Source organism: Rathayibacter sp. AY2B3 (genome assembly GCF_002931755.1).
GTDB lineage: Bacteria > Actinomycetota > Actinomycetes > Actinomycetales > Microbacteriaceae > Rathayibacter.
Map to the genome: position 1 here is coordinate 51,320 of NZ_PSUG01000003.1, position 23,311 is coordinate 74,630.

Consider the following 23,311-nt stretch of genomic DNA (forward strand, 5'->3'; position numbering starts at 1 on the left):
TGCGCCATAATGCGCCTATGAGCAAGAAGATTGACGCTGCGCACCGCGCACTGGTAGAGGCCCTCGACAAGCACGCCCGGCTCGTGTCGGACAAGGAGTCGAAGCCGCGGAAGGTCGAACGGGCCGGAGCCGAGCTCCGCGCCGCGACGAAGACGTACGCCGCGCTCGTGTCCGCGCGCACCGGCGCCGCGAGCCCCTTCGCCGACCTGGCCGACCCCCGCCTGGACAAGCCGACCATCGCGTCGCTCCGGGCCGAGCGCGACGCGATCGCGAAGCGGATCGCCACGCACGAGGCGTCGGCGGGCGAGGACGGCGCACTCGCGAGCTGAGCGCGCGGCGGCGCCGCTCCGAGTCGCCGTGTTACGCGCGGCCTTCGCGCGGGTCCGGCCACCTTCGTAAGGTGATCCCCGGGATCCGCGCAGTCGCGGCGCCGAGCGACCGGAAGGCCGGTCGCAGCGCCGGCGGTGACCAGCACCGCCCGGCCGGCGCCGAGTGCCCGGATCCTCTCCACGGAAGGATCCCCACAGCCATGACTCTGCGCACCCGACTCCTCGCGACCTCCGCGATCGCCGCCTCCGCCGCCCTCCTCCTCGCCGGCTGCTCCGGCGCGGGCGGCGGCGACGACACCGTCCGCATCGGCGTCGTCGGCGCGAGCGATCCCTACTGGGCCACCTACGAGAAGGCCGCCGCCGACGCCGGGATCGACATCGAGATCGTCGACTTCAGCGACTACAACCAGCCCAATCCGGCTCTCACCGAGGGCGAGATCGACCTCAACCAGTTCCAGCACATCGCCTACCTGGCGCAGTACAACACCTCGGCCGACGCCGACCTCGTCCCGATCGGCGCGACCGCGATCTACCCGCTCGGCCTCTACTCCTCGAAGTACGACGACGTCGCCGACATCCCGGCCGGCTCCACCATCGCGATCCCCAACGACGAGACCAACCAGGCGCGCGCGCTGCTGGTGCTGCAGTCGGCCGGGCTCGTGGAGCTGAAGGACGGCGGCGGAGTGCTCTCGAACGTCGACGACGTGGAGCCCTCCTCGAAGGTCCAGGTCACCGCGCTCGAGGCCTCGCTCACCCCGACGTCGCTCCCGGACGTGGCCGCCGCGGTCATCAACAACGACTTCATCGAGAACGCCGGGCTGAACGCCGAGGACGCGATCGCCCAGGACGACCCGAGCGACCCCGCCTCCCTGCTCTACACGAACGTCTTCGCCGCCCGCGCCGACGACGCCTCGAACGAGACCTACACGAAGCTCGTCTCGATCTACCAGGACAGCCAGGACGTGCTCGACGGCGTCTCGGAGCAGTCCGGCGGCACCGCGGTCTTCCTGAAGACACCCGCCTCCGAGCTCGAGACCTCGCTCGAGTCGGCCGAGACCGACATCTCCGCCGCCTCCTGACCCCGGCACCTGCGGGACCGCGCCCGTCGGGTCCTCCGCCCGCGGAGCTCCCCACCGGCGCGGTCCCGCGCCTCCCCCGCGACAGAAAGGGCGCCCCGTGCCGCTCATCCGCATGACCGACGTGCGCAAGGTGTACCCCGGCGCGGGGCGCGGCGCCGCCCCGACCGCGGCCGTCGACGGCGTGAGCCTCGAGATCGAGGCGGGCGACGTCTACGGCGTGATCGGCTACTCCGGCGCCGGCAAGAGCACGCTCGCGCGCCTCGTCAACGCCCTCGAGCCCGCGACCAGCGGCAGCATCGAGATCGACGGCCGCGAGACAGTCGGCCTGCCCGAGCGCGAGCTGCGCCGGCTGCGCCTGGGGATCGGGATGATCTTCCAGCAGTTCAACCTCTTCGGCTCGAAGACCGTGCAGCAGAACGTCGCCTACCCGCTGCAGGTCGCGGGCGTCCCGCGGGCGGAGCAGCGCGCCCGCGTCGACGAGATGCTCCGCTTCGTCGGCCTGAGCGACAAGGCCCGCAGCCACCCGGAGCAGCTCTCGGGCGGGCAGAAGCAGCGCGTCGGCATCGCCCGCGCCCTCGCCGCCTCCCCGCGCATCCTGCTGGCGGACGAGGCCACCAGCGCCCTCGACCCGGACACCACCGGCGAGGTGCTGGCCCTCCTCCGCCGCATCAACGAGGAGCTGGGCGTCACGATCGTCGTGATCACGCACGAGATGGACGTGGTCCAGCAGCTCGCGACGAAGGTCGCGGTGATGGAGTCGGGCCGCATCGTCGAGCGCGGGCCCGTCTTCGACGTGTTCTCGGACCCGCGCGAGCCGGTCACCCGCCGCTTCGTCTCCACCGTCGTCCGATCGGTGCCCTCGCCCGCGGAGGCGGCCGTGTTGCGCGCGCGCCACCGCGGCCGCCTGGTCACGCTCTCGTTCTCGGACGACTCCGCCTCGCAGGGCGACGTCTTCGCCGAGGTCGCGGCCGCCGGCGTGCCGCTCGAGCTCGTCTACGGCGGTATCACCGACGTCCGCGGACGGGCCTTCGGCCACCTCACGGTCGCCCTCGACGCTCCGGACGACGTCGTCGACCCCCTCCTCGCCCGCCTCGGCGGACACGTCGCCCTCACGGAGGTGCCCCGATGAACGAGCTGATCCCGCTCCTGCCCAAGCTCGTCCAGGCGACCGGCGAGACGCTGTACATCGTCGCGCTGAGCCTCCTCTTCGGCGGGCTCGGCGGACTCCTGATCGGCCTGGGCCTCGCGCTCACCCGCGGCGGCGCCCTCTACGCGAACCGGGTGGTCCACGGACTGCTGAACGTGATCGTGAACGTGTTCCGGCCGATCCCGTTCATCATCTTCATCGCCGCTGCCCAGCCGCTGGCCCGGCTGGTGGTCGGCTCCGGCATCGGCACGGACGCGATCGTCTTCACCCTCTCGCTCGGCGCCGCCTTCGGCATCGGGCGGATCGTGGAGCAGAACCTGCTGACCGTGCAGCCCGGCGTGATCGAGGCGGCGCGCTCGGTCGGAGCGAGCCGGTTCCGGATCGTCCGCACGGTGCTGCTGCCGGAGGCGCTCGGTCCGCTGATCCTCGGCTACACGTTCGTGTTCGTCGCCGTCATCGACATGTCGGCGGTGGCCGGCTACATCGGTGCCGGCGGGCTCGGCAACTTCGCGATCCAGTACGGCTACCGGCAGTTCGAGCCGGTCGTCACCTGGGCGGCGGTGCTGGTGATCATCGTGATCGTGCAGCTGGTGCAGCTGCTCGGCAACGTGCTGGCACGGCGCGTCCTGCGCCGCTGAGGCCGCCCCCGCACCCGCACGAACGCGAGATGCCACTTCGGTACGCGACACGCGGGTGTCGCTGTACCGGAGTGGCATCTCGCGGAGGGGGGGCCGTCCGCCTGGGACGGAGCCGTCAGTAGCGCGGCTTGCGCTCCGGGCGCTCGCTCGAGCGGCTCGGGCCGCTGGGGCGTGCGCCGCGGTCGGCGCCCGCTCGGCTCGGACGGCGGTCGGGCTTCAGCTCGATCAGCTGGCCGCTGATGCGGGTGTCGGCGAGGCGGTCGAGGACGTCCTGGGGCAGGTCGGCCGGCAGCTCGACGATCGAGAAGTCCGGGCGGATGTCGATGTGCCCGAAGTCGCCGCGGTTGAGGCCGCCCTCGTTCGCGAGCGCGCCCACGATCTGGCGGGGCTCGACGCGCTGGCGGCGGCCGACCTCGATCCGGTAGGAGGCGAGGTTGCTGTTCGCCGGGCGCTGACGGCGCTCGGGACGCTCGCCCCGGTCGCCGCCGCGGTCGAAGCGGTCGCCGCGCTCGGGGCGGTCGCCGCGGTCGGGCCGGGAGTCGCGGTCCTCGCGCTCGCGACGGGCGAAGCGGGGGTCGTCGGGCGAGAGCAGCAGCGGCTCCTCGCCCTGCGCGACGATGGCCAGCGCGGCGGCGACGTCCGACTCGACCACGTCGTGGTGCTCGACGTAGTGGCCGATGATGTCGCGGAAGCGCTGCAGGCGCTCGGTGTCGGCGAGCGCCGCGGTGATGGCGTCGTCGAAGCGCGAGAGGCGGGTGACGTTGACGTCCTCGACGCTCGGCATCCGCATCTCCGTGAGCGGCTGGCGGGTGGCCTTCTCGATGGCGGCGAGGAGGCGGCGCTCGCGCGGCGTGACGAAGCTGATCGCCGCTCCGCTGCGCCCCGCGCGGCCGGTGCGGCCGATGCGGTGCACGTACGACTCGGTGTCGATCGGGATGTCGTAGTTGACGACGTGGCTGATGCGCTCGACGTCGAGGCCGCGGGCGGCGACGTCGGTGGCGACGAGGATGTCGAGCTTTCCCGACTTCAGCTGCTCGACGGTGCGCTCGCGCTGGGCCTGGGCGACGTCTCCGCTGATCGCCGCCGCGGTGTAGCCGCGGGCGCGCAGCTTCTCGGCCAGCGTCTCCGTCTCGCTCTTCGTGCGGACGAACACGATCATGCCCTCGAAGTTCTCGACCTCGAGGATGCGGGTGAGGGCGTCGACCTTCTGCGGGTACGACACCATCAGGTAGCGCTGGGTGGTGTTGACGGAGGTCGTGGTCTTGTTCTTGACCGTGATCTCCTCCGGCTCCTTCAGGTACTTGCCGGAGATGCGGCGGATCTGCGCGGGCATCGTCGCCGAGAACAGCGCGATCTGCTTCTCGACGGGGGTGTCCGCGAGGATCGTCTCGACGTCCTCCGCGAAGCCCATCTTGAGCATCTCGTCGGCCTCGTCGAGCACCAGGAACTTCAGCTGCGAGAGGTCGAGGGTGCCCTTCTCGAGGTGGTCCATGATGCGGCCGGGCGTGCCGACGACGACGTGGACGCCGCGGCGGAGCGCGGAGAGCTGGGTGCCGTAGCCCTGGCCGCCGTAGACGGGGAGGACGTGGACGCCGCGGAGGCCGGACGCGTAGCGCTCGAACGCCTCGCAGACCTGCAGGGCGAGCTCGCGGGTCGGGGCCAGCACGAGGGCCTGCGGCGTCTTCTGCGAGACGTCGAGGCGCGAGAGGATCGGCAGCGCGAACGCCGCGGTCTTGCCGGTGCCGGTCTGGGCGACGCCGAGGACGTCGCGGCCGGAGAGGAGGGACGGGATCGTCGCGGCCTGGATGGCCGAGGGCGTCTCGTAGCCGACCTCCTTGAGGGCCTTGAGGACCGGGTCGGAGAGACCGAGGTCGGAGAAGGTGAGCGTGGGGGCGCTCTCGGAAGCGGTGTCGGCTTCGGGGGCGGAATCGGGGGTATCGGTGGACGCCATGGTGCAACGGTAGTGCTCCGGCGGCGCCGCCGTCCGAGGGAACCCCGAACGCTCGGGCGATCCCGACCCTCCGGAGGCGCCTCGAGCGCCCGTCACGGAGTGAAGTCGAGCAGCACCTTGCTCGAGCGGGAGGCGTCGCGGGCGAGTTCGAAGGCCTCGAGCGCGCGCACCAGCGGCAGCACCTGCGTGACCACGGGCGCCACCACGAGGCTGCCGTCGGCGAGCGCCGCCAGCACCTCGTCGAGCTCGTCGACGAAGCGGAAGGAGCCGATCAGGTGCAGCTCCCGGGTGATCGCGAGCGAGATCAGGGCCGGCTGCTCTCCCGAGGGGAGGAGTCCCACCATCACGACGGTGCCCCCGCGAGCGGCGCCCCGGACGGCCGAGGCGAGGCCGCGCGGGCTGCCCGAGGACTCGAAGACGACGTCGGCGGCGACCTCGGCGATCGCGTCGGCGTCGGTCGCGCGGATCGTCCGGGTCGCGCCGACCGCGCGGGCGATCGCGAGCGGCTCCTCGGCCAGGTCGACCGCGACGATCTCGGCCGCCCCCGCCCGCTTCAGCACCGCGACGATCAGCGCTCCGATCGGGCCGCTGCCGATGACCAGCGCACGCCGTCCCGCCACCGCCCCGGCGCGCGACACGGCGTGCCAGGCGACGCTCGCCGGCTCCGCGAGCGCCGCCTCCCGGAGCCCGAGGCCGGCCGGCAGCTCGCGGAGCATGCGCGCCGGCAGCACCGCGTGGCGGGCGAACGCGCCCTGGGTGTGCGGCATCCGTGCGGCACTGCCGAGGTAGGTGCCCTCGGTCGCGAGGTTCGGGCGCCCGTCGGGCCAGTCGCCGCGGGCGGTCGCGGGGTGCACGGCGACGGCCGCGCCGACCGGGGGGCCGGAGCCGTCCGCCGCGGACTCGACGACCGTGCCGACCACCTCGTGTCCGAGCGTCAGCGGCTCGCGGAGGATCGACTCCCCCGCGGCGCCGTGCGTCCAGTAGTGCAGATCGGAGCCGCAGATCCCGCCGTACGCGACGGCGACGAGGGCCTCGCCGGGGCCGCGCGGCTCGAGCGGCGCCTCCTCGACGCGGAGGTCGCCGGCGGCGTGGACGACGACGCGGGTGGTGGAGTCGGGGACGAGCGCGGTCATGCGGGTTCCTTCGTGGGTCGAGGGGTGTCTCAGACGACGACGGTCATGCCGCCGTCGATGAAGACGACCTGCCCGTTGACGTAGTCGGAGCCGTCGGAGGCGAGCCAGACGGCGGGGCCGATCAGGTCCTCGACGCGGCCCCAGCGCGCGGCGGGCGTGCGGCCGCGGATCCAGCTGTCGAACGCCTCGTCGTCGACGAGGCCCTGCGTCATCTCGGTGTGGATGTAGCCCGGAGCGATCGCGTTGACCTGGATGCCGTGCTGCGCCCACTCCGCCGTCATCGCGCGGGTGAGGTTGCGGATCCCGCCCTTCGAGGCCGTGTAGGGCGCGATCGTCGGCCGCGCGAGATCGGCCTGCACCGAGGCGACGTTGACGATCTTCCCGGCGCCGCGCGGGATCATCCGCTTCGCCGCCGCCCTGCCGACCAGGAAGGCGCTGGTGAGGTTCGTGCGCAGCACCCGCTCCCAATCGGCGACCTCGAGCTCGAGCAGGGGCACGCGGTGCTGGACGCCGGCGTTGTTGACCAGGATGCGCAGGGGTCCCACCGCCTCCTCGATCCAGGCGACGCCCGCCTCGGCGGCCGCGTCGTCGGTGACGTCGAAGGCGCGGGCGCGGATCCGCGGGCGGTCGTCCGTGCCGGGGAACCGCTCCGCGAGCTCGGCGCGGGCGGCCTCGAGGCGCTCGGGGTCGAGGCCGTTCAGGACGACGGTGGCGCCCGCCTCGGCGAGGCCGGTGGCGACGGCGCGGCCGATGCCGCGGCTGGATCCGGTGACGAGCGCCACGCGGTCGGTCAGGTCGAAGAGCACGGTTCCTCCAGAGGGTCGGGGCGGATGTCAGGGCTGCGGAGGCGCCGCGCGCGGAGGGCCCGCGACGGTGCGGCTCGCGAGCGCGCCGATCCCGTCGAGGGCGATCAGCACCTCCTGGCCGGGCCCGACCTCGACGGCCGTGCCGGGCGAGCCGGTGAGGACCACGTCACCCGGGTGGAGCGTGAGGTGGGAGGTGAGGTGCACCAGGATCTCCGCGGCGCGCCAGCCGAGGCGATCGGTCGAGGAGACGGCCCGCACCTCCCCGTCGACGCTCACCGTGATGCCGACCGCGTCGACGTCGACCCCGGTCTCGATCCACGGACCGAGCGGCGTCCAGCCGTCGCCGTTCTTCCCCTGGAGGAAGAGGCCGTCGGCGGCGATCATCCCGGGAGCGGTGACGTCGTTCGCGACCGTCGCTCCGAGCACGTGCGCGAGCGCGTCCTCGGGGGTGAGGTGCCGCGCGGTGCGGCCGATGACCAGGGCGAGCTCGCCCTCGACGACCACCGGGCCGATGCCCTCGTCGAGCACGATCGGATCGCCGGGCCCGGCCAGGGTGTGCGCCGTCTTGTGGAAGGCCTGCGGAGGCAGCTGCCGGTCGGCCGCGGAGCCGTTGTGCGCCATGCCGAGGATGACGCGGGGCTCCACCGGGGCCAGCAGGTGCGCGCCCTCGACGGGCCAGCGGCGGCCCGTCTCGACCGGCTCCGCGGCGAAGGCGTCCTCGATCTCGCGCCACTCCCCCGCGACCTGGAGGACGACGGCCGGGCCGCCCTCGGCCCGGATCCGCGCGAGGCGCATCAGCGGACGCCTCTCGGATCGACGCCGGTCGTGCTGGTGCTGCTGCTCGCCACGGTGCCTCGCTCACTCCGGCCCGCAGAGGCGGGATGGGCCGAGCGTAACAGCCCAGTGAACGCCATTCAACAGAATGGACGCTGAGGCGTCAGGCGGGCGTCCCTGCCACGAGGGGCGGGCGGCCGAGCGCCGCGGCGGCCTCGCGGAGTGCCGCGACGACCTCCTCCTGATCGTCGGCGACCGGCCGGACCAGCGAGACGCCGACCGCGACCGAGAGATCGGAGCGGGTCGCGGCCGGGACCGCGACGGCGACGCCCAGGACGCTGGGGTGCAGCTCGCCGTCGTCGATCGCGTAGCCGCGCAGGCGCGCCGCGGCGACCTTGCGGAGCAGCTCGCGGGTCGAGGACGTGGACCGGTCGGTGAAGACGACGATGTCGCGGTCGTCGGCGAAGCGCTCGGCGATCTCGGCGTCGTCGAGCTCGGCCAGCAGGGCGGTCCCGACGGCGGTGGCGGAGGCGGGATACCTGTCGCCGACGCTCGCGGAGAGCGCGAACCTCTCCCGCCCCTCGTGCACCGCCAGGTAGAGGACGCGGGTGCCGTCGAGCAGCGCGATCTGCACCAGCTGACGCGAGAGCACCGGCGACTCCTCGCAGAGCCGGTAGAACTCGCGCACCGGGTCGAAGCCGGCGAGGTAGTGGCTGCCGAGCTCGACGGTGCGCCGGCCGAGGAGGAAGCCGGAGCCGACGCGGCGGATCAGCCGCCCCTCCTCCAGCGCGGCGCAGAGGTTCGAGGTCGACGACTTGGCGATCCCGAGCTCGCGGGCGATGTCGGTCAGCGTGCGCGGGCCGCCCGCGTCGGCGAGGAGGTCGAGGATCCGCAGAGCGCGCGACACGGCCGGGGCGCCCGAGCCCCTGTCGGAGTCGGCCGTCGTCGGGGGCGCATCGGGGCGGGCCATGTCGTCCTCTCGCGGGGGCGGTGTCAGTAGAACTCCACCGTATCGACTCGGTTGATCAGGGGCTCCCCGTCGAGGAAGCGGGTGGCGTTGCGCGCGAAGAGCTCGGCGATCAGGCGGTCCTCGGCGACGTTCAGCGCCGCGGTGTGGGGGCTGATCAGGACGCTCGGGTGGCTCCAGAGCGGGCTGCCCTGCTCGAGCGGCTCCTCCGCCACCACGTCGAGCGCGGCGAAGCCGACGCGGCCGTCGTCGAGCGCGGCGAGCAGTGCCTCCTCGTCGACGACCGTCCCGCGGCCGACGCTGACGAACGAGGCGCCGGGGCGCAGCGCGGCGAAGAACTCGGAGCCGACCAGCTTCTCGGTGGCGGCGGTGCCGGGGAGGGTGACGACGACCCCGTCGATCCGGCCCGCCACCTCCGCGATCGCGTCGGGGGCGACGATCTCGTCGACGTGCTCGACCTCGGTCTCGTGGCGGCTCGTGCCGATCACGCGGGCGCCGAGCTGCTGGAGCGTGCGGGCCGTCGCTCGCCCGATCGTGCCCAGCCCGACGATCAGGACCGTCTGCTCCGAGATCAGCCCCATCGTCCACCGGCCGCCCCAGACGCGCTCGCGCTGGAGGGACTGGAGGCGCGGGAGGGACTTGGCACCGGCCAGGAGTCCGAAGACCCCGAACTCGGCCAGCGGCTCGGAGTGGACTCCCGCCGAGGTCGAGAACGCGATGCGCTCCAGCTGCGCGTCGTCGAGCCCCGCGGCCCGCACCTGCGCGCCTCCGCCGGCGGGCATCGTCTGCACCCAGCGGAGGCGCGGATTCGCGGCGGCTGTGCGCGCGAGGGCGGCGGGGGTCTCGTCCGGCACGCCGTAGAGGACGTCGGCGGAGTCGACCAGCTCGTCGAAGGCGTGCTGCTGCTCCGGGGTGCGCCGGAAGGAGGGGTCTCCGCCGTGGTCGCCGGGGTGGCGCATCGGAGGGAGGAGGCTCTGGTCGGCGACGACGTCGAGGCGCGGCTCGAGCTCGACGATGCGGGCGATCAGCTCGGGGCTGAGCGGCGAGGCGACGACGACGCGGAGGCGATCGGTCACGGATGTCCCTTCGCGGGACGGTGCGGGAGGCTCTCCCCCGGATCGGCCCGCGCCCACCCTACTTCACTCCTGTGAACCGTGTTCGATATGCTGGGCGCATGCCGGACACCTCGACCGCCGCCCTCCCGCCCGTCCGCACCGGCTTCGTCGGGCTCGGGAGCATGGGCGCCCCGATGGCCCGTCGCCTCGTCGCCGCCGGCGTCCCGCTCGGGATCACCGCGCGCCCCGCCTCCGCCGACCGCGCCCGCCGTGCCGTCCCCGAGGCGCAGTGGCACGACTCCGCCCGCTCGCTCGCCGCCGCCTCGGACGTGCTGATCGCGATGGTGCCGGACCTGCCGCAGCTCGAGGAGGTGCTCGAGGGAGAGGAGGGCGTGCTCGCGGCCCGGGCGGACCTCGTGCTCGCCGTCTGCTCCAGCGTGTCCGCCTCCGGCCTGCGCGAGCTGGCGGGCCGCCACCCTCGGCTCCGCCTCGTGGACGCTCCCGTCAGCGGCGGCACCGAGGGCGCCGAGGCGGGGACCCTCTCGATCATGGTCGGCGGGGCGGAGGAGGACGTCGCCCGGGTGCTGCCCGTCCTGTCCGCCTGCGGGACCGCCGTCCGCCTCGGACCGCTCGGCGCCGGCGAGGTGGCGAAGGCTTGCAATCAGCTCGTCGTCGCCGCGACCATGACCGCGATCGCGGAGGCCGCCGTCATCGCCGAGCGCTCCGGCCTCGACCTCGACACGCTGCTCGCCCTGCTGCAGGGCGGCTACGCGGGCAGCCGGGTGCTCGAGACCAAGCGCGCCGCCCTGGTCGCCCGCGACTACACGCCGACCGGCGTCGCCTCCTTCATGGACAAGGACCTGCGGGCCGCGGCCGACGAGGCGGAGGCGACGGGCACCTCCGCTCCGCTGCTCGGCACGCTCCGCACCGTGTTCCGCGACCTCGTCGACGCGGGCCTCGGCGACGAGGACCTCGCGGTGGTGCACCGCTTCGTCGCCGAGCGCTGAGGCGGGGGCGCGGGGCGTTCGCGCGCGGGCGCCCCGGCGGAGAGGCGCCGCGCGAGAGCAGCCTCCGCGCGTCGGCACAAGGGCCCCCGCTCCGGGCGTCCCCGACCTAGCGTCGGAGGAACGGCATCATCGAGCGAAGGAGCACGACATGGCATCAGGAGTCGCAACGGTCTGGGTCCCCGTCACGGACATGGAGCGGGCGGTCGCGTTCTACCGCGACACGCTCGGCCTCGAGGTCAAGGACACCTCGGACGACTGGTCGGAGCTGGACGCCGGCGGGCTGATGATCGGCCTGAACGCCCGCGAGTCGGCCACGGTCGCGGAGCAGGGCGGGGCGGTCGTCTCGTTCCAGCCCGAGGGCTCGATCGAGGACGAGCTGGAGCGACTCACGGCGCGCGGCGCGTCGATCGAGGGCGAGATCAGCGACCACGAGTGGGGCCGCATCCTCCCCTTCAAGGACTCGGAGGGCAACGACCTCCAGTTCTACTCGCCGCCGCAGCGCTGAGCGGAGGGCCGCCGTCGAGGCGGCCGCGACGAGCGGCGGGCGGGCCGGAGCCGGAGGGCTGCGGTCAGCCCGCCGCTGTGCGTCGCGGGACCGGTCGTTCCGCGCAGGTGCGTCGCCCGGCCGTCCACCGCACCTGAGGATCTAGGATCAGCTGTCCGCCGCATCTGCGGACTCCTGATCCGGAGGTCCCCGTGCGTCGTCGCCTGCTCACCCTCGTCCCCGCCGCCGCCGCGCTCCTCCTGCTCGCGGGCTGCTCCGCTCCTTCGTCCCCTGCCGGCGGTGCGGCCACCGGCGACGCGACGTCCTCGGCCGGCGGCTCCATCACCGTCTTCGCCGCCGCCTCGCTGAAGGGCGCGTTCACCGAGCTCGCCACGGGGTTCGAGGCCGCCGAGCCCGGCGCCGAGGTCGAGCTCTCCTTCGCCGGCTCCTCCGACCTCGCGACGCAGATCGTCAACGGCGCCCCGGCCGACGTCTTCGCCTCCGCCGACGAGCGCACGATGTCGACCGTCGCCGAGGCGGGGCTCGTCGACGGGGACCCGGTCGACATCGCCACGAACACGCTCGAGATCGCCGTGCCCCCCGGCAACCCGGCGCAGGTCGCCTCGCTCGCCGATCTCGCCCGGCCCGCGACCGCCACCGTCGTCTGCGCGACGCAGGTGCCGTGCGGAGCAGCGGCCGTCGCGGTCGAGCAGGCCGCCGGGATCGACCTCTCACCTGTGAGCGAGGAGTCGTCGGTCACCGACGTGCTCGGCAAGGTGTCCTCGGGCGAGGCGGACGCCGGGCTCGTGTACGCGACGGACGTGCGCGGGGCCGCGGGCTCGGTCACCGGCATCCCGTTCGCCGAGTCCTCGGAGGCGGTGAACACCTACCCGATCGCGGCACTGACCGGAGCGGGCGACCCGGCCACGGCGGCGGCCTTCGTCGCGTACGTCGCCTCCGACGCCGGGCGCGCGGTGCTCGCGGCGGCCGGGTTCGGGGCGCCCTGAGAGGCGTCGCGGCATCGGAGGACGGCCGCAGGACGGTCGGCAGGTCGGTCGGAGGAGAGTCGTAGGAGGGTCGTAGGAGGGTCGTAGGAGGGTCATCGGAGGGTCATCGGAGGCGCAGAGCCTCGGCCGCCAGAGTCGCTCGCGACGGACACCACGATCGACGAGGAGCACGACCATGACCCGCATTCCGGAGCCCCGCAGCACGCCCGACGGACCGGCCTACGAGGGCCGCCGGCTCGACCGCCCCGAGGAGGAGGTGGTCGACCAGGGCCTCCCGTTCGACGTGGGGACCCTCTTCTCGCGGCGCCGCGTGCTGACGCTGGTCGGCGCGGGGGCGGCGACCCTCGGGCTCGCGGCGTGCGCCACCGGAGGCTCGGGATCCGCCTCCGCCTCCTCGGCCTCCTCCTCCTCCTCCGCCGCAGCGACCGCCCCGGCCGGGACCGCCACCGCGGTCGCCGACGAGATCCCCGACGAGACGGCCGGCCCCTACCCGGGCGACGGCTCGAACGGGGTCGACGTCCTCGAGCGCTCCGGGATCGTCCGCAGCGACCTGCGCACCAGCATCGGCGGCGGCGCGACGGCCGACGGAGTCCCCCTGGCGCTCACTCTGACGATCCTCGACGCGGCGGACGGGGGCGTGCCGTTCGCCGGAGCCGCCGTGTACGTCTGGCACTGCGACGCGAACGGCGACTACTCGATGTACTCCAGCGGCGTCGAGGACGAGACGTACCTCCGCGGCGTGCAGGTCGCCGACGCGTCGGGCGTCGTCTCCTTCGCCTCGATCGTCCCGGCCTGCTACTCCGGCCGCTGGCCGCACATCCACTTCGAGGTGTACCCGGGAGTCGACTCGATCACCGACGCGGCGAACGCGATCGCGACCTCGCAGGTCGCCCTGCAGGAGGAGGCGTGCACCGCGGTCTACGCCCTCGACGCCTACGCGGGCTCGGCCGCGAACCTCGCCCGGGTCCGCCTGGAGTCCGACTCCGTCTTCGGCGACGACGGCGGGACCCTGCAGCTCGCGACGATGTCCGGCAGCCCGGCGTCCGGCTACTCCGCGGCACTCACGGCGAGCGTCGACACCCGCACCGCGCCGACGGCCGGCGCCGCGCCCCGCAGCCGCTGACCCCCGTCCCCTCCGCGAGACGCCGCTCAGGTACGCGACACCCCGACGGAGGCGTACCGAAGCGGCCTCTCGCGAGGAGGGGGATCGGGCGTCAGCGGAGGAGGCGGCGGGCGGCGGCCACGGCGCCGAGGGCCGCGAGGACCCAGGGACCGCCGACGAGCAGCGGGTCGAGGACCTGGTGGCGCACGTCGGTCCGGCCGCGGCGCGAGGCGATCGGATGCGCGTGCGCCTCGGCCGGCACGCCGGACTCGGTGATCGGATCGTCCGGCCGGGCCGTGAACAGCGAGCGGAGGTGGGCCCCCGTCGACTCCACCCGGTCGCCCAGCACGAGCAGCAGCCAGTGCGCGTGGCGCCCCTCGCTGAACCGGTCGTAGGCGTAGCGGCGGATCGCGCCCGAGATCCCGTGGAGGGGCTGCGCCGTGCCGAAGACGGCGGGCAGCTCGAGGTGCTCGATGCTCTTCTCGCGACGGCCGTGCGACCGCATCCTCTCCGGACGCTCCCAGTGCGCGCCCGAGACCAGGTCGGTGCGCTCGCGCGGGAACGCGGGCCGGTCGGCGGGGTCGAGATCGGCGCCCCAGCCCGGGATGCGGGCGCGCAGCTCCTCGGCGGTCGGCACGCGGACGGGGCGGTCGGCGGTGTACGGCACGGGATCCTCCTACGGGACGACGACGGTCTTGATGCAGCCGTCGAGCTTGGACGAGAACAGGTGGTACCCCTCGGCGATGTGCTCGAGCGGGATGCGGTGCGTGATCAGGCCGCTGGGCGTGATGTGCCCGGCCCGGATGTGCTCGAACAGGCGCGGCCACTGCCGGGTGACGGGGGCCTGGTTCATCCGCAGCGTGAGGCCCTTGTTGACGGCGTCGCCGAACTTGACGGCGCTCGCGAGCGGACCGTAGGCGCCCATCACCGAGACGGTGCCGCCCTTGCGGACGCCGTCGATCGCCCAGTTCAGCGCGATCGGCGAGCCGCCCTGCAGCTTGAGCGTCGCGCCGGTGACGTGCTGGAGGAGGTTCCCGTCGGCCTCCGCACCGACCGCGTCGATCACGACGTCGGCGCCGAGCCCGCCGGTGGTCTTCTTGAGGGTGACGATCAGGTCGTCCTCCTCGGTGTAGTCGATGGTCTCGGCGAAGGCGAAGTCGCGGGCCTTGGCGAGGCGGTAGTCGATCTGGTCGACGACGATGACGCGGCCGGCGCCCATCAGCCAGGCGGAGCGCGCGGCGGCCAGGCCGACCGGTCCGGCTCCGAGCACCACGACCGTGTCGCCCTCGACGATGTCGCCGAGCTGCGCGCCGAAGTAGCCGGTCGAGAAGGCGTCGGTGAGCATCAGGGCGTCCTCGTGCGGCAGCTACTCGGGGATCTTCGTCGGGCCCACGTCGGCGAACGGGACGCGCACGTACTCGGCCTGCCCGCCGTCGTAGCCGCCCGCCGAGTGCGAGTAGCCGTAGATGCCGCCGATCGCGGTGGCGTTCGGATTCACGTTGTGGCAGTTGGAGTAGAGGCCGCGGGAGCAGAACCAGCAGGAGCCGCAGGAGATGGTGAACGGGACCATCACGGTGTCGCCGACGCTGAGGTTCTGCACCGACGAGCCGACCTCGTCGACCACGCCGATGAACTCGTGGCCGAAGGTGTGGCCGATCCGGGTGTCCGGGAGCAGCCCGTGGTAGAGGTGCAGGTCGGATCCGCAGATCGCCGCCATCGTCACCCGGACGATCGCGTCGTTCGGGTGCTCGATCCTCGGCCGGTCCTTCTCCTCCACGCGGACCTTGTAGGGGCCCCGGTAGACCGTCGCGCGCATGCCGCCTCCTGTGTCGTCGTCCCCCAGCGTGCGTCGCGCTCCCGCCGTCCCTCCAGGGGGTTACGCGCGAAGCCCGGGCTCCCCAGCGTCCGTGCCTCCGCGCCGCGCTCTCCCCCCTTCGCGAGATGCCGCTTCGGTACGCGACACGCCGCACAAGGCGTACCGAAGTGGCATCTCGCAGGCAGGCCGCGAGCGCAGGCGCGGACGTAGGATCGACGGCATGCCGCAGATACGGATCAGGGACGCCGCCGCCGCGCTCGGCGTGAGCGACGACACGCTGCGGCGCTGGATCGAGAACGGGACGCTCGAGAGCGCGAAGGACGCGTCCGGGAGGCGCGTCGTCGACGGCCTCGAGGTCGCCCGGCTCGCCCGCGCGAACGCCGTGCTGCCGGAGGATCCCTCCCCGGTCGCGCGCTCGGCCCGCAACCGCTTCGTCGGGATCGTCACCGGCATCGTGATGGACACCGTGATGGCGCAGGTCGAGCTGCAGTGCGGTCCGCACCGCGTGGTCTCGCTGATGAGCAGCGAGGCGGTCCGCGAGCTCGGGCTCGAGCCCGGGTCTCCCGCGGTGGCGGTGGTCAAGGCGACCACGGTCATCGTCGAGACGCCGCTCGCCCGCGGCTGATGCGCACCGGGTCCGGCCTGCCGCGCTGGGTCGTGGCGGTCGCCGCGCTCGGCGCCCTGCTGGTGCTGCTCCCGCTCGTCGCGATCCTCGCCCGCGTCGACTGGCCGCAGTTCCTGCCGCTGATCACCTCCGACTCCTCCGTCGCCGCGCTCCTGCTGAGCCTGCGCACCTCCGCCGTCGCGACCCTGCTGTGCCTGCTGCTCGGGACCCCGATGGCCCTGGTGCTCGCCCGCACGGCGTTCCCCGGCCAGCGCCTGCTCCGCTCGCTGGTGCTGCTGCCGCTGGTGCTGCCGCCGGTGGTCGGCGGGCTGGCGCTGCTCTTCACCTTCGGGCGGATGGGCCTGCTCGGCGGCGCGCTGGAGGCCCTCGGCGTCCGCATCGCGTTCTCGACCACCGCCGTCGTGATCGCGCAGACCTTCGTGGCCCTGCCGTTCCTGGTGCTGACGCTCGAGGGCGCGCTGCGCAGCGCCGGCGCGCGGTACGAGTCGGTCGCCGCGACGCTCGGCGCGTCCCCCGGGACGGTGCTCCGGCGGATCACGCTGCCGCTGATCCTGCCGGGCCTCGCCTCGGGCGCGATCCTCTCGTTCGCGCGGGCGCTCGGCGAGTTCGGGGCGACGCTGACCTTCGCCGGCAGCCTCGAGGGCACGACGCGCACCCTCCCGCTCGAGATCTACCTGCAGCGGGAGAGCGATCCGGACGCGGCGGTCGCCCTCGCGCTGGTGCTCGTGGTGGTCGCGGTGCTCGTGATCGGTCTCGCGCACGGCCGCTCCGCCCGGGGGGTGCCGCGGTGAGCCTGCTGCTGGAGGCGCGGCTCGCGGCGCGCGGGATCGACGTGCGGATCGACGTGGCCGAGGGCGAGACGATCGCGCTGCTCGGGCCCAACGGCGCGGGCAAGTCGACCGTGCTCGAGCTGATCGCCGGCCTCGTCCGCGCCGACTCCGGGCGGGCGACCGCCGGCGGCGAGCTGCTCTTCGACGACCATCGCTGGACTCCTCCGCACCGGCGCCCCGTCGCCCTGCTGGCGCAGGATCCGCTGCTGTTCCCGCACCTCAGCGTGCGCGAGAACGCGGCGTTCGGTCCGCGCAGCGCCGGCGCCGGGCGGGCGCGGTCCCGCGAGCGGGCGGAGCGCGAGCTGGCCGCCGCGGGCGTGGCCGACCTGGCCGACCGGCGCCCGGGGAGCCTCTCCGGCGGCCAGGCTCAGCGGGTCGCCCTCGCCCGGGCCCTCGCGACCGACCCGCGCCTCCTGCTGCTCGACGAGCCGCTGGCCGCGGTCGACGCCCGGACCGCCCCCGTCCTCCGCCGGATGCTCCGCGAGGTGCTCGCCGACCGCTCGGCGATCGTGGTCACCCACGACGTGCTCGACGCCTGGACCCTCGCCGACCGGGTGCTGGTGCTGCACGGCGGCCGCGTGGTGGAGGAGGGGCCGACCGCCCGCGTCCTCACGCGCCCGCGCACCGCGTTCACCGCCGAGCTCGCCGGGCTCGAGCTGCTCGAGGGCGTCCGCACCGGGTCGGGTCTGCGCACCGCCGACGGGCGCGAGCTGTCCGGAGTCGCGGCCGAGCCGGTCGCGGTCGGCGCCGCGGTGCTCGCCGCGGTCCGTCCCTCCGCCGTCTCCGTCGGCGACGGGGGCCTCCGGTCCGTGATCACCGACGTGGAGCAGCGGGGCGACGCGGTGCGGGTGCGCAGCGCGCTCCTGACCGCCGACGTCCCGGCGGCCGACGCGGCCCGGCTCGACCTCGCGCCCGGCCGCGAGGCGGGCTTCACCGTCGCCCCGGAGGACCTGCTGGTCTACCCGGCGTGAGCAGCGGGCCCGAGGAGACGGCTCGCTGTCCGGCGTGGATCCGTCCCTCGGGCCACCCGGTGCTCGACGCGAGGGACGGCCTGAGCGCCCGTCGCGCTACTCCGCCCGACCGACGTTCCCGCCGGGCGCCGCGCCGGCCAGCGGGAGCCGCGCCCGCAGCCGCGCCCCCGCGAGCACGGGCGAGTCCGAGAGCTCCAGCGAGCCCCCGTAGACCGCGAGCTGCCGCTCCAGCCGCGCCAGGCCCGAGCGCGTCGCGTCCTCGGCGATTCCGCGGCCGTCGTCGTCGAGGGTGAGCACCACGACGCCCGCGTCCTCGGCGCCGCGCACCCGCAGCGAGGAGGCGCCGCCGTGCTTCAGCGCGTTGGTGACCGCCTCCTCCAGGAACCGGACCAGGAGCATCCGCTGCTCGAGCGGCGGCTCGGCGCCCTCCGCGGCGAGCGCCGCGATCCGCCCGAGGTCGAGGTCGACCGCGATCTCGGGAGGGAGGCGCGCGACGAGGTCGCGGACGGCGGGGACCAGGCCGTGGTCGATCTCGACCGGGTAGAGGGCGTGGCCGACCGCGCGCACCTCGTCCTCGCGGAGCCGGTCGAGCCGCGCGGCGATGGCGAGCAGCCGGTCCGACGCCGCCTCGTCCGCCGTGCTCGCGATCGCGTGCAGCTCGGCGGTCAGCACCACGAGGCCGTTCTGGAGGCCGCCGTGCAGGCTCTGCGCGACGTCGCGCCGCACCCGCAGCTCCTCCCGCTGCAGGGCCTGCACCGCCTCGAGCGCCTGCACGGAGGCGCGGGCGTGCTCCCGCTCCTTCTCGCGCACCCGCCGCGCCGAGCGCACGAGCAGGTAGCCGTAGGCGGTGATCAGCGCGATCACCGTGGATCCGACGACCAGCTCGACCGCGAGAGCGGGGAGGGCCGAGACCGGGTAGACGCCGGTCAGCACCTGGAGGCAGCAGCGGACGAGTCCCATCCCCACCGCGATCACCGCCGTCCGGGCCACGCGAGCGCCGCCCGACGAGCGCTCGGGGCGCAGCACCGCGACCAGCGCGATCGCGAGCCCGATCGTCGCCACGTTGACCAGCACGCGCGTCGTGACGTCGAGCAGCGGGCCCGGATCGACGCCCCGCAGCGTCCGCGACAGCATCCCGAGCGCGAAGACGGCCTGGAGCGCAGCCAGCAGCGAGAGGACGCCGCCGAGGAGGGCCATCGCTCCGAGGACGATGCGGTTGTCCTCGTGCGCGTCGCTCGGGCCGGTGCTCATCCGGTGTGCTCGAGGAAGAGGAGCGTCGCGTCGACCCGCGGGTTGCGCTCGCCGTCCGAGCGGACTCCGAGGGCCGCGTAGACGGCGTTGACGTGGTTGTCGACCGAGCGGACCGCGATGCCCAGGCTCTCGCCGATCGCGGCGTTGGTCAGCCCCGACGCGAGACCGGAGAGCACCTCGTACTGGCGCGGACTCAGCGCGGCGACCGGGGAGTCGCGGCGGGCGGCGCGGGCGGCGACCAGCGCCGGGTCGAGCACGGTGCGGCCGTCGGCCGTGGCGCGGACGGAGGCGAGCAGGGCGGGGGCGGAGAGGGAGGAGGTCTTCGAGAGGTAGCTCCAGCCGCGGGCCTCGGCGCGGTCGAGGCGGAGGAAGCGGTGCATCGCGTCGACGGCCGAGAGCAGGACGACGCCCAGCCCGGGCGCGGTGGACCGCAGCCGGCGCCCGAGCTCGATGCCGTCCCCGTCGCCGAGCTCGATGTCGAGGATCGCCACGTCGAGCTCCGCGGGCCGCAGCACCGACCGCGCCTCCGTGGCCGATCCGGCCTCCACGACGCTCCGCACGCCCGGCACCGAGCGCAGCAGCGACGACAGCATGTGCCGGTAGAGGGGCTGGTCGTCGACGACGGCCAGCCTGAGCTCCGGAACGCCCCCCGCGGATGTCATCCGCCCATCTTCACCCATGCGCCGGAGGTCGAGCCGTCCCTCGACCGGGGGGCGTCGCGCGGGGATCCGCGTCAGCTCGCGGGCAGCGGCGGGCGCCTGCCCCGTGAGCGGGGGGATCCGGAGTGACGGGGCCGGGTCGACGGGGCGGGCGCGAGCGGGCCGCGGAGCCGGTCGGCGAGCGGCCGAGCGCCGACCGGCCGCCCGGCGCGGCTCAGGAGAAGCGGACGCCCGTCAGCGCGAGACCCGCGGCCGCCGCTGCGACGGCGAGCGCCGCCGTGCCGACGCCGTACCCCAGCCCGGCCGCCCAGCGCCGGTCGAGCAGCAGCCGCGCGGTCTCGACGCTCGCCGTGCTGAACGTGGTGAAGCCGCCGAGCACGCCCGTCCCGAGCACGGCCCGCCACACCGGGTCGAGGACGCCGGCCAGCACGAGCCCGGTGACGACTCCGAGCAGCAGCGACCCGCTCACGTTGATCAGCGCGGTGCCGACCGGCCAGCGCGTCGGCACGAGCGACCGCGCGACCCCGTCGACGACGAGCCGTGCGGCCGCTCCGACGCCGCCCGCGAGCGCGACCGCGAGCAGCAGGCCGGGCGTCACGCCGCCGTCCTCCGCCGCCCCGCGACCGCGATGCCCAGAGCGGCGGCGAGCACGCCCAGCACGAGCGTGCCGCCGGTGTAGAGCAGGTTCTCGGCGACGTGGCCGCCCTCGAGCAGCGCGACCGTGTCGAGCGAGAAGGTGCTGTAGGTGGTGAATCCGCCCAGCACGCCGGTGCCGAGCAGGAGGCGCAGGGTGCGGCGCCCGCCGTCGTCCGGCCCGCGCCGCGCCAGCGCCTCGAGCAGGAGGCCCAGGAGGAACGCGCCCGGCAGGTTCACGGCGAGCGTCGCGACCGGCACGACGCCCAGCGGAGACAGTGCGGCACCGATCGCGGCGCGGGCAGCCGTGCCGACGGCACCGCCCGCCGCGACCAGGAGGATCGCGGAGGGGCGCAGGTGGAGGGGTCGCGTCACTCCGCGAGGTCCCAGGGCGCCGGGCGCGACGGGTCGCGGTCGGCGCGCGGGACGACGAGCACGGGGCGGTGCTGGCGGTGCGCGAGGTGGGCGGCGACGCTCCCGCTGAGGAACTCGGCGATGCTCGCGAGCACACCCGCGTCGCGGGTGCCGACCACGATCATCCGAGCGTCGACCTCCTCGGCGACCTCGGCGAGCGCCAGGGCGGGCTCGCCCAGCGCGGCGCGCAGCGACCACTGCACGGTGCTGCCGTCCAGCTCGTGCTCGACCGTCTCGCGGAGCCCGGGCGGGAGGGTCGGGCCCTCGCCGCGGTCGGCCGCGGCTCCGACGAAGCCGAGCGGGATGCCGCCGGTCATCGGATCGACGTACTCGCCGACGAGGTACGGATCGGCCGAGACCGACACGAGCAGCAGAGCGGCTCCGGCGTCGGCGGCGACGCGGGCGGCGGTGCGCAGGACCTCGGGTCGCTGGCCGTCGACGATGCCGACGAGGACGGGTCCGGTGGGGGTGGGTGCGGTCATGAGGAGCTCCTTCCCGGTTGCGCCCCATCCTGGCACCGCACGGGCGCGAGCGGTCGGAGCATCCGTGCCGGATCCGTCGTGATCGTTCCGTTATCCGCGGGCCTCGGGCTAGAGTGGCTCGTCGCCGGATCCCCCACCGGCCCCGACCCCCGTCACCACCGTCACCCGAGGAGAACGCACGCGTGTCGAAGCCAGGCATTCCCACCCCTGAGGAGAGTGCCGGCACCCCGACCACTGCACCCCTGACCCGGCGCGAGGCCCGCGAGGCCGAGCGCCGTGCGGCCCGGGCGGAGGCGGAGACGGGCGCGGCGACCGCCGGCACTGCGGTCGAGGGCAGCGGATCGGACGACTCCGCCCCTTCCGCGGGCACCGACGACCCCGCGGGCGCTGACGACTCCGCGGGCGCTGACGAGTCCGCGGGCACCGCTTCCACCGCCGTCGACGCCGCGGCCCCCGTGGCGACCGCTCCGACCGTCTCCGTCGAGGTCCCCGCCGTCGCCTCCCCCGCCTCACGATCGATCCCGGCCTCACCGCGCCGCGCGTCCGCCTCCCGCCCCGTCGCTCCCCGCGCCGCCGAGCCCGCCCGGGCCCGCGGCCTCAGCCGCCGCGCCCTGGCCTTCGGCACCTTCTCGGTGGTCGGCGGCCTCTTCGCCACCGCCGCGATCCCCGCGTACGGCGCCCGCAGCTCCTCCGCCACCGCGACCGGCCGCGCCGCCGCGAACCGGGTCGGCCTCCAGAACCTCACCGTCTCCTCCGACGCCACCGGCCAGACCGCCGTCCGCGACGCCTTCGCCGCACCGACCCAGGCGCAGCTCGACGAGGCCAGCCGCCAGGCGGCCGTGCTCTCCGGGTCGAACGGCGGCGAGTTCTCGACCGTGCAGACCCGCGCGGTCGGCGACGACTACCCGTGGCCCTACGAGACCATCGACGACGACGGCGGCGGACTCTCGCCGCTCGGCTACTACTACCGCGAGTGCGTCGACTTCGTGGCCTGGCGCCTCAACCGCGACGCCGGCCGCACCTCCGCCCCGTGGAAGTACACCTGGGGCAATATCACTCCCCTGGGCGGCAGCGCCTACGAGTGGCCCGACAACTGGGCCGCGAAGGGCTGGGCGACCAGCAGCGTCCCGATCGTCGGCTGCGTCGCGTGGTGGACCTACAACCACGTCTCGTACGTGCAGAAGGTGAACGACGACGGCACCGTGCTCCTGGAGGAGTACAACTACGGCGGCAAGCACAGCTACGTGACCCGCACCTTCCCCACCGCGCAGGTCCCGCTCTTCCTGTACCCGCCGGTCCTCTAGCGCGCCTGTTCCCGCCCCGCCCCCTCCGCGAGATGCCACCTGTGACGGCCGTGCGCGGCGTGTCGCCGTCACAGGTGGCATCTCGCGAGCGGTGAGCGCTCGGGGACTCACGCGAGGGCGGCGACGAGGGCGGTGAAGGCGGGGCCGGCCGGGTCGACGAGGTCGAGGTGGCCGGCGTCGGCGAGCTCGTGCAGGCTCACCGAGCGGTGCCGGGCGGAGTAGCGGCGGCTGTATTCGACGGGGACGTCCTCGTCGAGGACGCCGTGGATCAGCGTGGTCGGCTGCGGCGGCGGGGGCAGCTGCGCGGGGTCGGCGCCCGGGAGCAGCCTGAGGTCGCCGCCGAGGAGCTCCCCGACGGCGTCATCGCTCAGGCGGTCGGCGGAGGCGGCGGCCAGGTCGAGCACGCCCGCCAGCGCCACCACGGCCGCGACGTGCGGGGACGGACGGGCGGCCTGCGACCAGACGGCGAGGTGGCCGCCGGCGGAGTGGCCGACGAGGGTGACCGGTCCGGCGTCGGGCAGCAGTGCCGGGAGCGCCGCGAGCACGGTCAGGACGTCCTCGCCGGTGCCCGGCCAGCCTCCGCCCTCGTCGCCGACCCGCCGGTACTCGGGGAGGATCACGTCGTGCCCGCGGTCGGCCAGCGCCGCAGCGAGCGGCCGGGCGTGCAACCGGTCCCACCGCGCGCGCCAGAATCCGCCGTGCAGGAGCACGACCGGCCCGCGCGCAGTACCGCCTGCACGGGCCGCTGCCCGGAACACCTCCACGAGCTGCTCGGGTGCCTCCCCGTACCGCCGCACCTCGTCCGGCTCGCGCCCCTCCGCCTCCTGCATCCCCCCAGTACCTCCCG

The 23,311-nt window shown here is 74.7% G+C and carries 25 protein-coding genes and 1 pseudogene; 12 read left to right on the plus strand and 14 right to left on the minus strand.

Annotation, left to right across the window (positions count from 1 at the left end; genetic code table 11):
• Window positions 1-17 precede the first annotated feature (17 nt).
• From C5C24_RS02215 to C5C24_RS02230, 4 genes are all read left to right on the plus strand, one after another.
• Window positions 18-329: a hypothetical protein gene (locus tag C5C24_RS02215; protein ID WP_104275886.1), complete on the plus strand. Its 312-nt coding sequence runs from the start codon at window positions 18-20 to the stop codon at window positions 327-329.
• Window positions 330-529: 200 nt separating this feature from the next.
• Entirely contained in the window at window positions 530-1,408 is an 879-nt protein-coding gene (locus C5C24_RS02220) for a MetQ/NlpA family ABC transporter substrate-binding protein (RefSeq protein WP_104275887.1), read from the plus strand.
• A gap of 97 nt (window positions 1,409-1,505) precedes the next feature.
• Window positions 1,506-2,537, plus strand: a complete 1,032-nt coding sequence (locus C5C24_RS02225; RefSeq protein ID WP_258065013.1) for a methionine ABC transporter ATP-binding protein — start codon at window positions 1,506-1,508, stop codon at window positions 2,535-2,537.
• Window positions 2,534-3,193, plus strand: a complete 660-nt coding sequence (locus tag C5C24_RS02230; RefSeq protein ID WP_104233527.1) for a methionine ABC transporter permease — start codon at window positions 2,534-2,536, stop codon at window positions 3,191-3,193. Before C5C24_RS02225 ends, C5C24_RS02230 begins: the two co-directional genes overlap by 4 nt.
• A 115-nt stretch (window positions 3,194-3,308) precedes the next feature.
• Here the strand turns inward: C5C24_RS02230 and C5C24_RS02235 are convergent, their stop codons facing one another.
• The 6 genes from C5C24_RS02235 to C5C24_RS02260 form a co-directional block, all read right to left on the minus strand.
• On the minus strand, window positions 3,309-5,144 hold the full coding sequence (locus C5C24_RS02235) for a DEAD/DEAH box helicase (protein ID WP_104237941.1): 1,836 nt from the start codon (window positions 5,142-5,144) through the stop codon (window positions 3,309-3,311).
• 92 nt (window positions 5,145-5,236) lie between these two features.
• Window positions 5,237-6,277 carry an L-idonate 5-dehydrogenase gene (locus C5C24_RS02240; protein WP_104304189.1) on the minus strand — a complete coding sequence of 347 codons (1,041 nt, stop codon included), beginning with the start codon at window positions 6,275-6,277 and terminating at the stop codon, window positions 5,237-5,239.
• 29 nt (window positions 6,278-6,306) lie between these two features.
• The gene (locus C5C24_RS02245) at window positions 6,307-7,083 is read right to left on the minus strand and encodes an SDR family oxidoreductase (RefSeq protein ID WP_104304190.1); all 777 of its coding nucleotides are present in this window, start codon (window positions 7,081-7,083) and stop codon (window positions 6,307-6,309) included.
• Window positions 7,084-7,110: 27 nt separating this feature from the next.
• A complete protein-coding gene (locus C5C24_RS02250; protein WP_104304191.1) occupies window positions 7,111-7,878 on the minus strand; it encodes a fumarylacetoacetate hydrolase family protein in 768 nt (255 codons plus the stop codon).
• 142 nt (window positions 7,879-8,020) lie between these two features.
• Entirely contained in the window at window positions 8,021-8,827 is an 807-nt protein-coding gene (locus C5C24_RS02255) for an IclR family transcriptional regulator (protein WP_104304192.1), read from the minus strand.
• Window positions 8,828-8,850: 23 nt separating this feature from the next.
• On the minus strand, window positions 8,851-9,900 hold the full coding sequence (locus C5C24_RS02260) for a D-2-hydroxyacid dehydrogenase (RefSeq protein WP_104275893.1): 1,050 nt from the start codon (window positions 9,898-9,900) through the stop codon (window positions 8,851-8,853).
• 98 nt (window positions 9,901-9,998) lie between these two features.
• Here C5C24_RS02260 and C5C24_RS02265 point away from each other — a divergent pair, with 98 nt between their 5' ends.
• The 4 genes from C5C24_RS02265 (at window position 9,999) to C5C24_RS02280 (ending at window position 13,500) form a co-directional block, all read left to right on the plus strand.
• Complete coding sequence (locus C5C24_RS02265) at window positions 9,999-10,886, plus strand: NAD(P)-dependent oxidoreductase (RefSeq protein WP_104275894.1); 888 nt, start codon at window positions 9,999-10,001, stop codon at window positions 10,884-10,886.
• Between the two features lie 148 nt (window positions 10,887-11,034).
• Entirely contained in the window at window positions 11,035-11,391 is a 357-nt protein-coding gene (locus tag C5C24_RS02270; RefSeq protein ID WP_104275895.1) for a VOC family protein, read from the plus strand.
• Between the two features lie 191 nt (window positions 11,392-11,582).
• Window positions 11,583-12,377 carry a molybdate ABC transporter substrate-binding protein gene (gene modA, locus C5C24_RS02275; protein WP_104304193.1) on the plus strand — a complete coding sequence of 265 codons (795 nt, stop codon included), beginning with the start codon at window positions 11,583-11,585 and terminating at the stop codon, window positions 12,375-12,377.
• A gap of 175 nt (window positions 12,378-12,552) precedes the next feature.
• Window positions 12,553-13,500 carry an intradiol ring-cleavage dioxygenase gene (locus tag C5C24_RS02280; protein ID WP_104304194.1) on the plus strand — a complete coding sequence of 316 codons (948 nt, stop codon included), beginning with the start codon at window positions 12,553-12,555 and terminating at the stop codon, window positions 13,498-13,500.
• Window positions 13,501-13,591: 91 nt separating this feature from the next.
• Here C5C24_RS02280 and C5C24_RS02285 read toward each other — a convergent pair whose 3' ends face one another.
• Complete coding sequence (locus tag C5C24_RS02285) at window positions 13,592-14,146, minus strand: hypothetical protein (protein ID WP_104304195.1); 555 nt, start codon at window positions 14,144-14,146, stop codon at window positions 13,592-13,594.
• 9 nt (window positions 14,147-14,155) lie between these two features.
• A pseudogene (locus C5C24_RS02290) lies at window positions 14,156-15,295 on the minus strand (zinc-dependent alcohol dehydrogenase).
• A 220-nt stretch (window positions 15,296-15,515) separates the two neighbouring features.
• Between C5C24_RS02290 and C5C24_RS02295 the strand changes: the two are divergent.
• The 3 genes from C5C24_RS02295 to C5C24_RS02305 are packed head-to-tail and all read left to right on the plus strand — an operon-like array spanning window position 15,516 to window position 17,721.
• Complete coding sequence (locus C5C24_RS02295) at window positions 15,516-15,920, plus strand: molybdopterin-binding protein (protein WP_104222447.1); 405 nt, start codon at window positions 15,516-15,518, stop codon at window positions 15,918-15,920.
• Complete coding sequence (locus tag C5C24_RS02300; RefSeq protein ID WP_104260651.1) at window positions 15,920-16,711, plus strand: ABC transporter permease; 792 nt, start codon at window positions 15,920-15,922, stop codon at window positions 16,709-16,711. The genes C5C24_RS02295 and C5C24_RS02300 overlap by 1 nt, the downstream gene beginning before the upstream one ends.
• Window positions 16,708-17,721, plus strand: coding sequence for a sulfate/molybdate ABC transporter ATP-binding protein (locus tag C5C24_RS02305; protein ID WP_104304196.1), 1,014 nt, complete (start codon window positions 16,708-16,710; stop codon window positions 17,719-17,721). The genes C5C24_RS02300 and C5C24_RS02305 overlap by 4 nt, the downstream gene beginning before the upstream one ends.
• A 96-nt stretch (window positions 17,722-17,817) precedes the next feature.
• Here the strand turns inward: C5C24_RS02305 and C5C24_RS02310 are convergent, their stop codons facing one another.
• The 5 genes from C5C24_RS02310 to C5C24_RS18185 all read right to left on the minus strand — a co-directional run bounded on the left by C5C24_RS02310 (window position 17,818) and on the right by C5C24_RS18185 (window position 21,160).
• Window positions 17,818-18,972 (minus strand): sensor histidine kinase, encoded by a 1,155-nt coding sequence (locus C5C24_RS02310; RefSeq protein WP_104304197.1) that lies wholly within the window; start codon window positions 18,970-18,972, stop codon window positions 17,818-17,820.
• On the minus strand, window positions 18,969-19,634 hold the full coding sequence (locus tag C5C24_RS02315; RefSeq protein ID WP_104304198.1) for a response regulator transcription factor: 666 nt from the start codon (window positions 19,632-19,634) through the stop codon (window positions 18,969-18,971). Before C5C24_RS02315 ends, C5C24_RS02310 begins: the two co-directional genes overlap by 4 nt.
• Before the next feature lie 211 nt (window positions 19,635-19,845).
• On the minus strand, window positions 19,846-20,229 hold the full coding sequence (locus C5C24_RS02320; RefSeq protein ID WP_104275903.1) for a CrcB family protein: 384 nt from the start codon (window positions 20,227-20,229) through the stop codon (window positions 19,846-19,848).
• Entirely contained in the window at window positions 20,226-20,639 is a 414-nt protein-coding gene (locus C5C24_RS18180; protein WP_104304199.1) for a CrcB family protein, read from the minus strand. The genes C5C24_RS02320 and C5C24_RS18180 overlap by 4 nt, the downstream gene beginning before the upstream one ends.
• Window positions 20,636-21,160 (minus strand): universal stress protein, encoded by a 525-nt coding sequence (locus tag C5C24_RS18185; protein ID WP_104304200.1) that lies wholly within the window; start codon window positions 21,158-21,160, stop codon window positions 20,636-20,638. Before C5C24_RS18185 ends, C5C24_RS18180 begins: the two co-directional genes overlap by 4 nt.
• 182 nt (window positions 21,161-21,342) lie before the next feature.
• Between C5C24_RS18185 and C5C24_RS02335 the strand changes: the two genes are divergently transcribed.
• Window positions 21,343-22,464 carry a CHAP domain-containing protein gene (locus C5C24_RS02335; protein ID WP_181135457.1) on the plus strand — a complete coding sequence of 374 codons (1,122 nt, stop codon included), beginning with the start codon at window positions 21,343-21,345 and terminating at the stop codon, window positions 22,462-22,464.
• Between the two features lie 107 nt (window positions 22,465-22,571).
• Here the strand turns inward: C5C24_RS02335 and C5C24_RS02340 are convergent, their stop codons facing one another.
• Window positions 22,572-23,294, minus strand: a complete 723-nt coding sequence (locus C5C24_RS02340; protein WP_104281044.1) for a S9 family peptidase — start codon at window positions 23,292-23,294, stop codon at window positions 22,572-22,574.
• Window positions 23,295-23,311: the final 17 nt, after the last annotated feature.

Bases quoted from the DNA above. Each gene is read 5' to 3' on its own strand.
- C5C24_RS02215 (WP_104275886.1), top strand. From the start codon at position 18: ATGAGCAAGAAGATTGACGCTGCGCACCGCGCACTGGTAGAGGCCCTC.
- C5C24_RS02220 (WP_104275887.1), top strand. From the start codon at position 530: ATGACTCTGCGCACCCGACTCCTCGCGACCTCCGCGATCGCCGCCTCC.
- C5C24_RS02230 (WP_104233527.1), top strand. From the start codon at position 2,534: ATGAACGAGCTGATCCCGCTCCTGCCCAAGCTCGTCCAGGCGACCGGC.
- C5C24_RS02235 (WP_104237941.1), bottom strand. From the start codon at position 5,144: ATGGCGTCCACCGATACCCCCGATTCCGCCCCCGAAGCCGACACCGCT.
- C5C24_RS02240 (WP_104304189.1), bottom strand. From the start codon at position 6,277: ATGACCGCGCTCGTCCCCGACTCCACCACCCGCGTCGTCGTCCACGCC.
- C5C24_RS02250 (WP_104304191.1), bottom strand. From the start codon at position 7,878: ATGCGCCTCGCGCGGATCCGGGCCGAGGGCGGCCCGGCCGTCGTCCTC.
- C5C24_RS02255 (WP_104304192.1), bottom strand. From the start codon at position 8,827: ATGGCCCGCCCCGATGCGCCCCCGACGACGGCCGACTCCGACAGGGGC.
- C5C24_RS02265 (WP_104275894.1), top strand. From the start codon at position 9,999: ATGCCGGACACCTCGACCGCCGCCCTCCCGCCCGTCCGCACCGGCTTC.
- C5C24_RS02270 (WP_104275895.1), top strand. From the start codon at position 11,035: ATGGCATCAGGAGTCGCAACGGTCTGGGTCCCCGTCACGGACATGGAG.
- C5C24_RS02280 (WP_104304194.1), top strand. From the start codon at position 12,553: ATGACCCGCATTCCGGAGCCCCGCAGCACGCCCGACGGACCGGCCTAC.
- C5C24_RS02295 (WP_104222447.1), top strand. From the start codon at position 15,516: ATGCCGCAGATACGGATCAGGGACGCCGCCGCCGCGCTCGGCGTGAGC.
- C5C24_RS02300 (WP_104260651.1), top strand. From the start codon at position 15,920: ATGCGCACCGGGTCCGGCCTGCCGCGCTGGGTCGTGGCGGTCGCCGCG.
- C5C24_RS02310 (WP_104304197.1), bottom strand. From the start codon at position 18,972: ATGAGCACCGGCCCGAGCGACGCGCACGAGGACAACCGCATCGTCCTC.
- C5C24_RS02315 (WP_104304198.1), bottom strand. From the start codon at position 19,634: ATGACATCCGCGGGGGGCGTTCCGGAGCTCAGGCTGGCCGTCGTCGAC.
- C5C24_RS18185 (WP_104304200.1), bottom strand. From the start codon at position 21,160: ATGACCGCACCCACCCCCACCGGACCCGTCCTCGTCGGCATCGTCGAC.
- C5C24_RS02340 (WP_104281044.1), bottom strand. From the start codon at position 23,294: ATGCAGGAGGCGGAGGGGCGCGAGCCGGACGAGGTGCGGCGGTACGGG.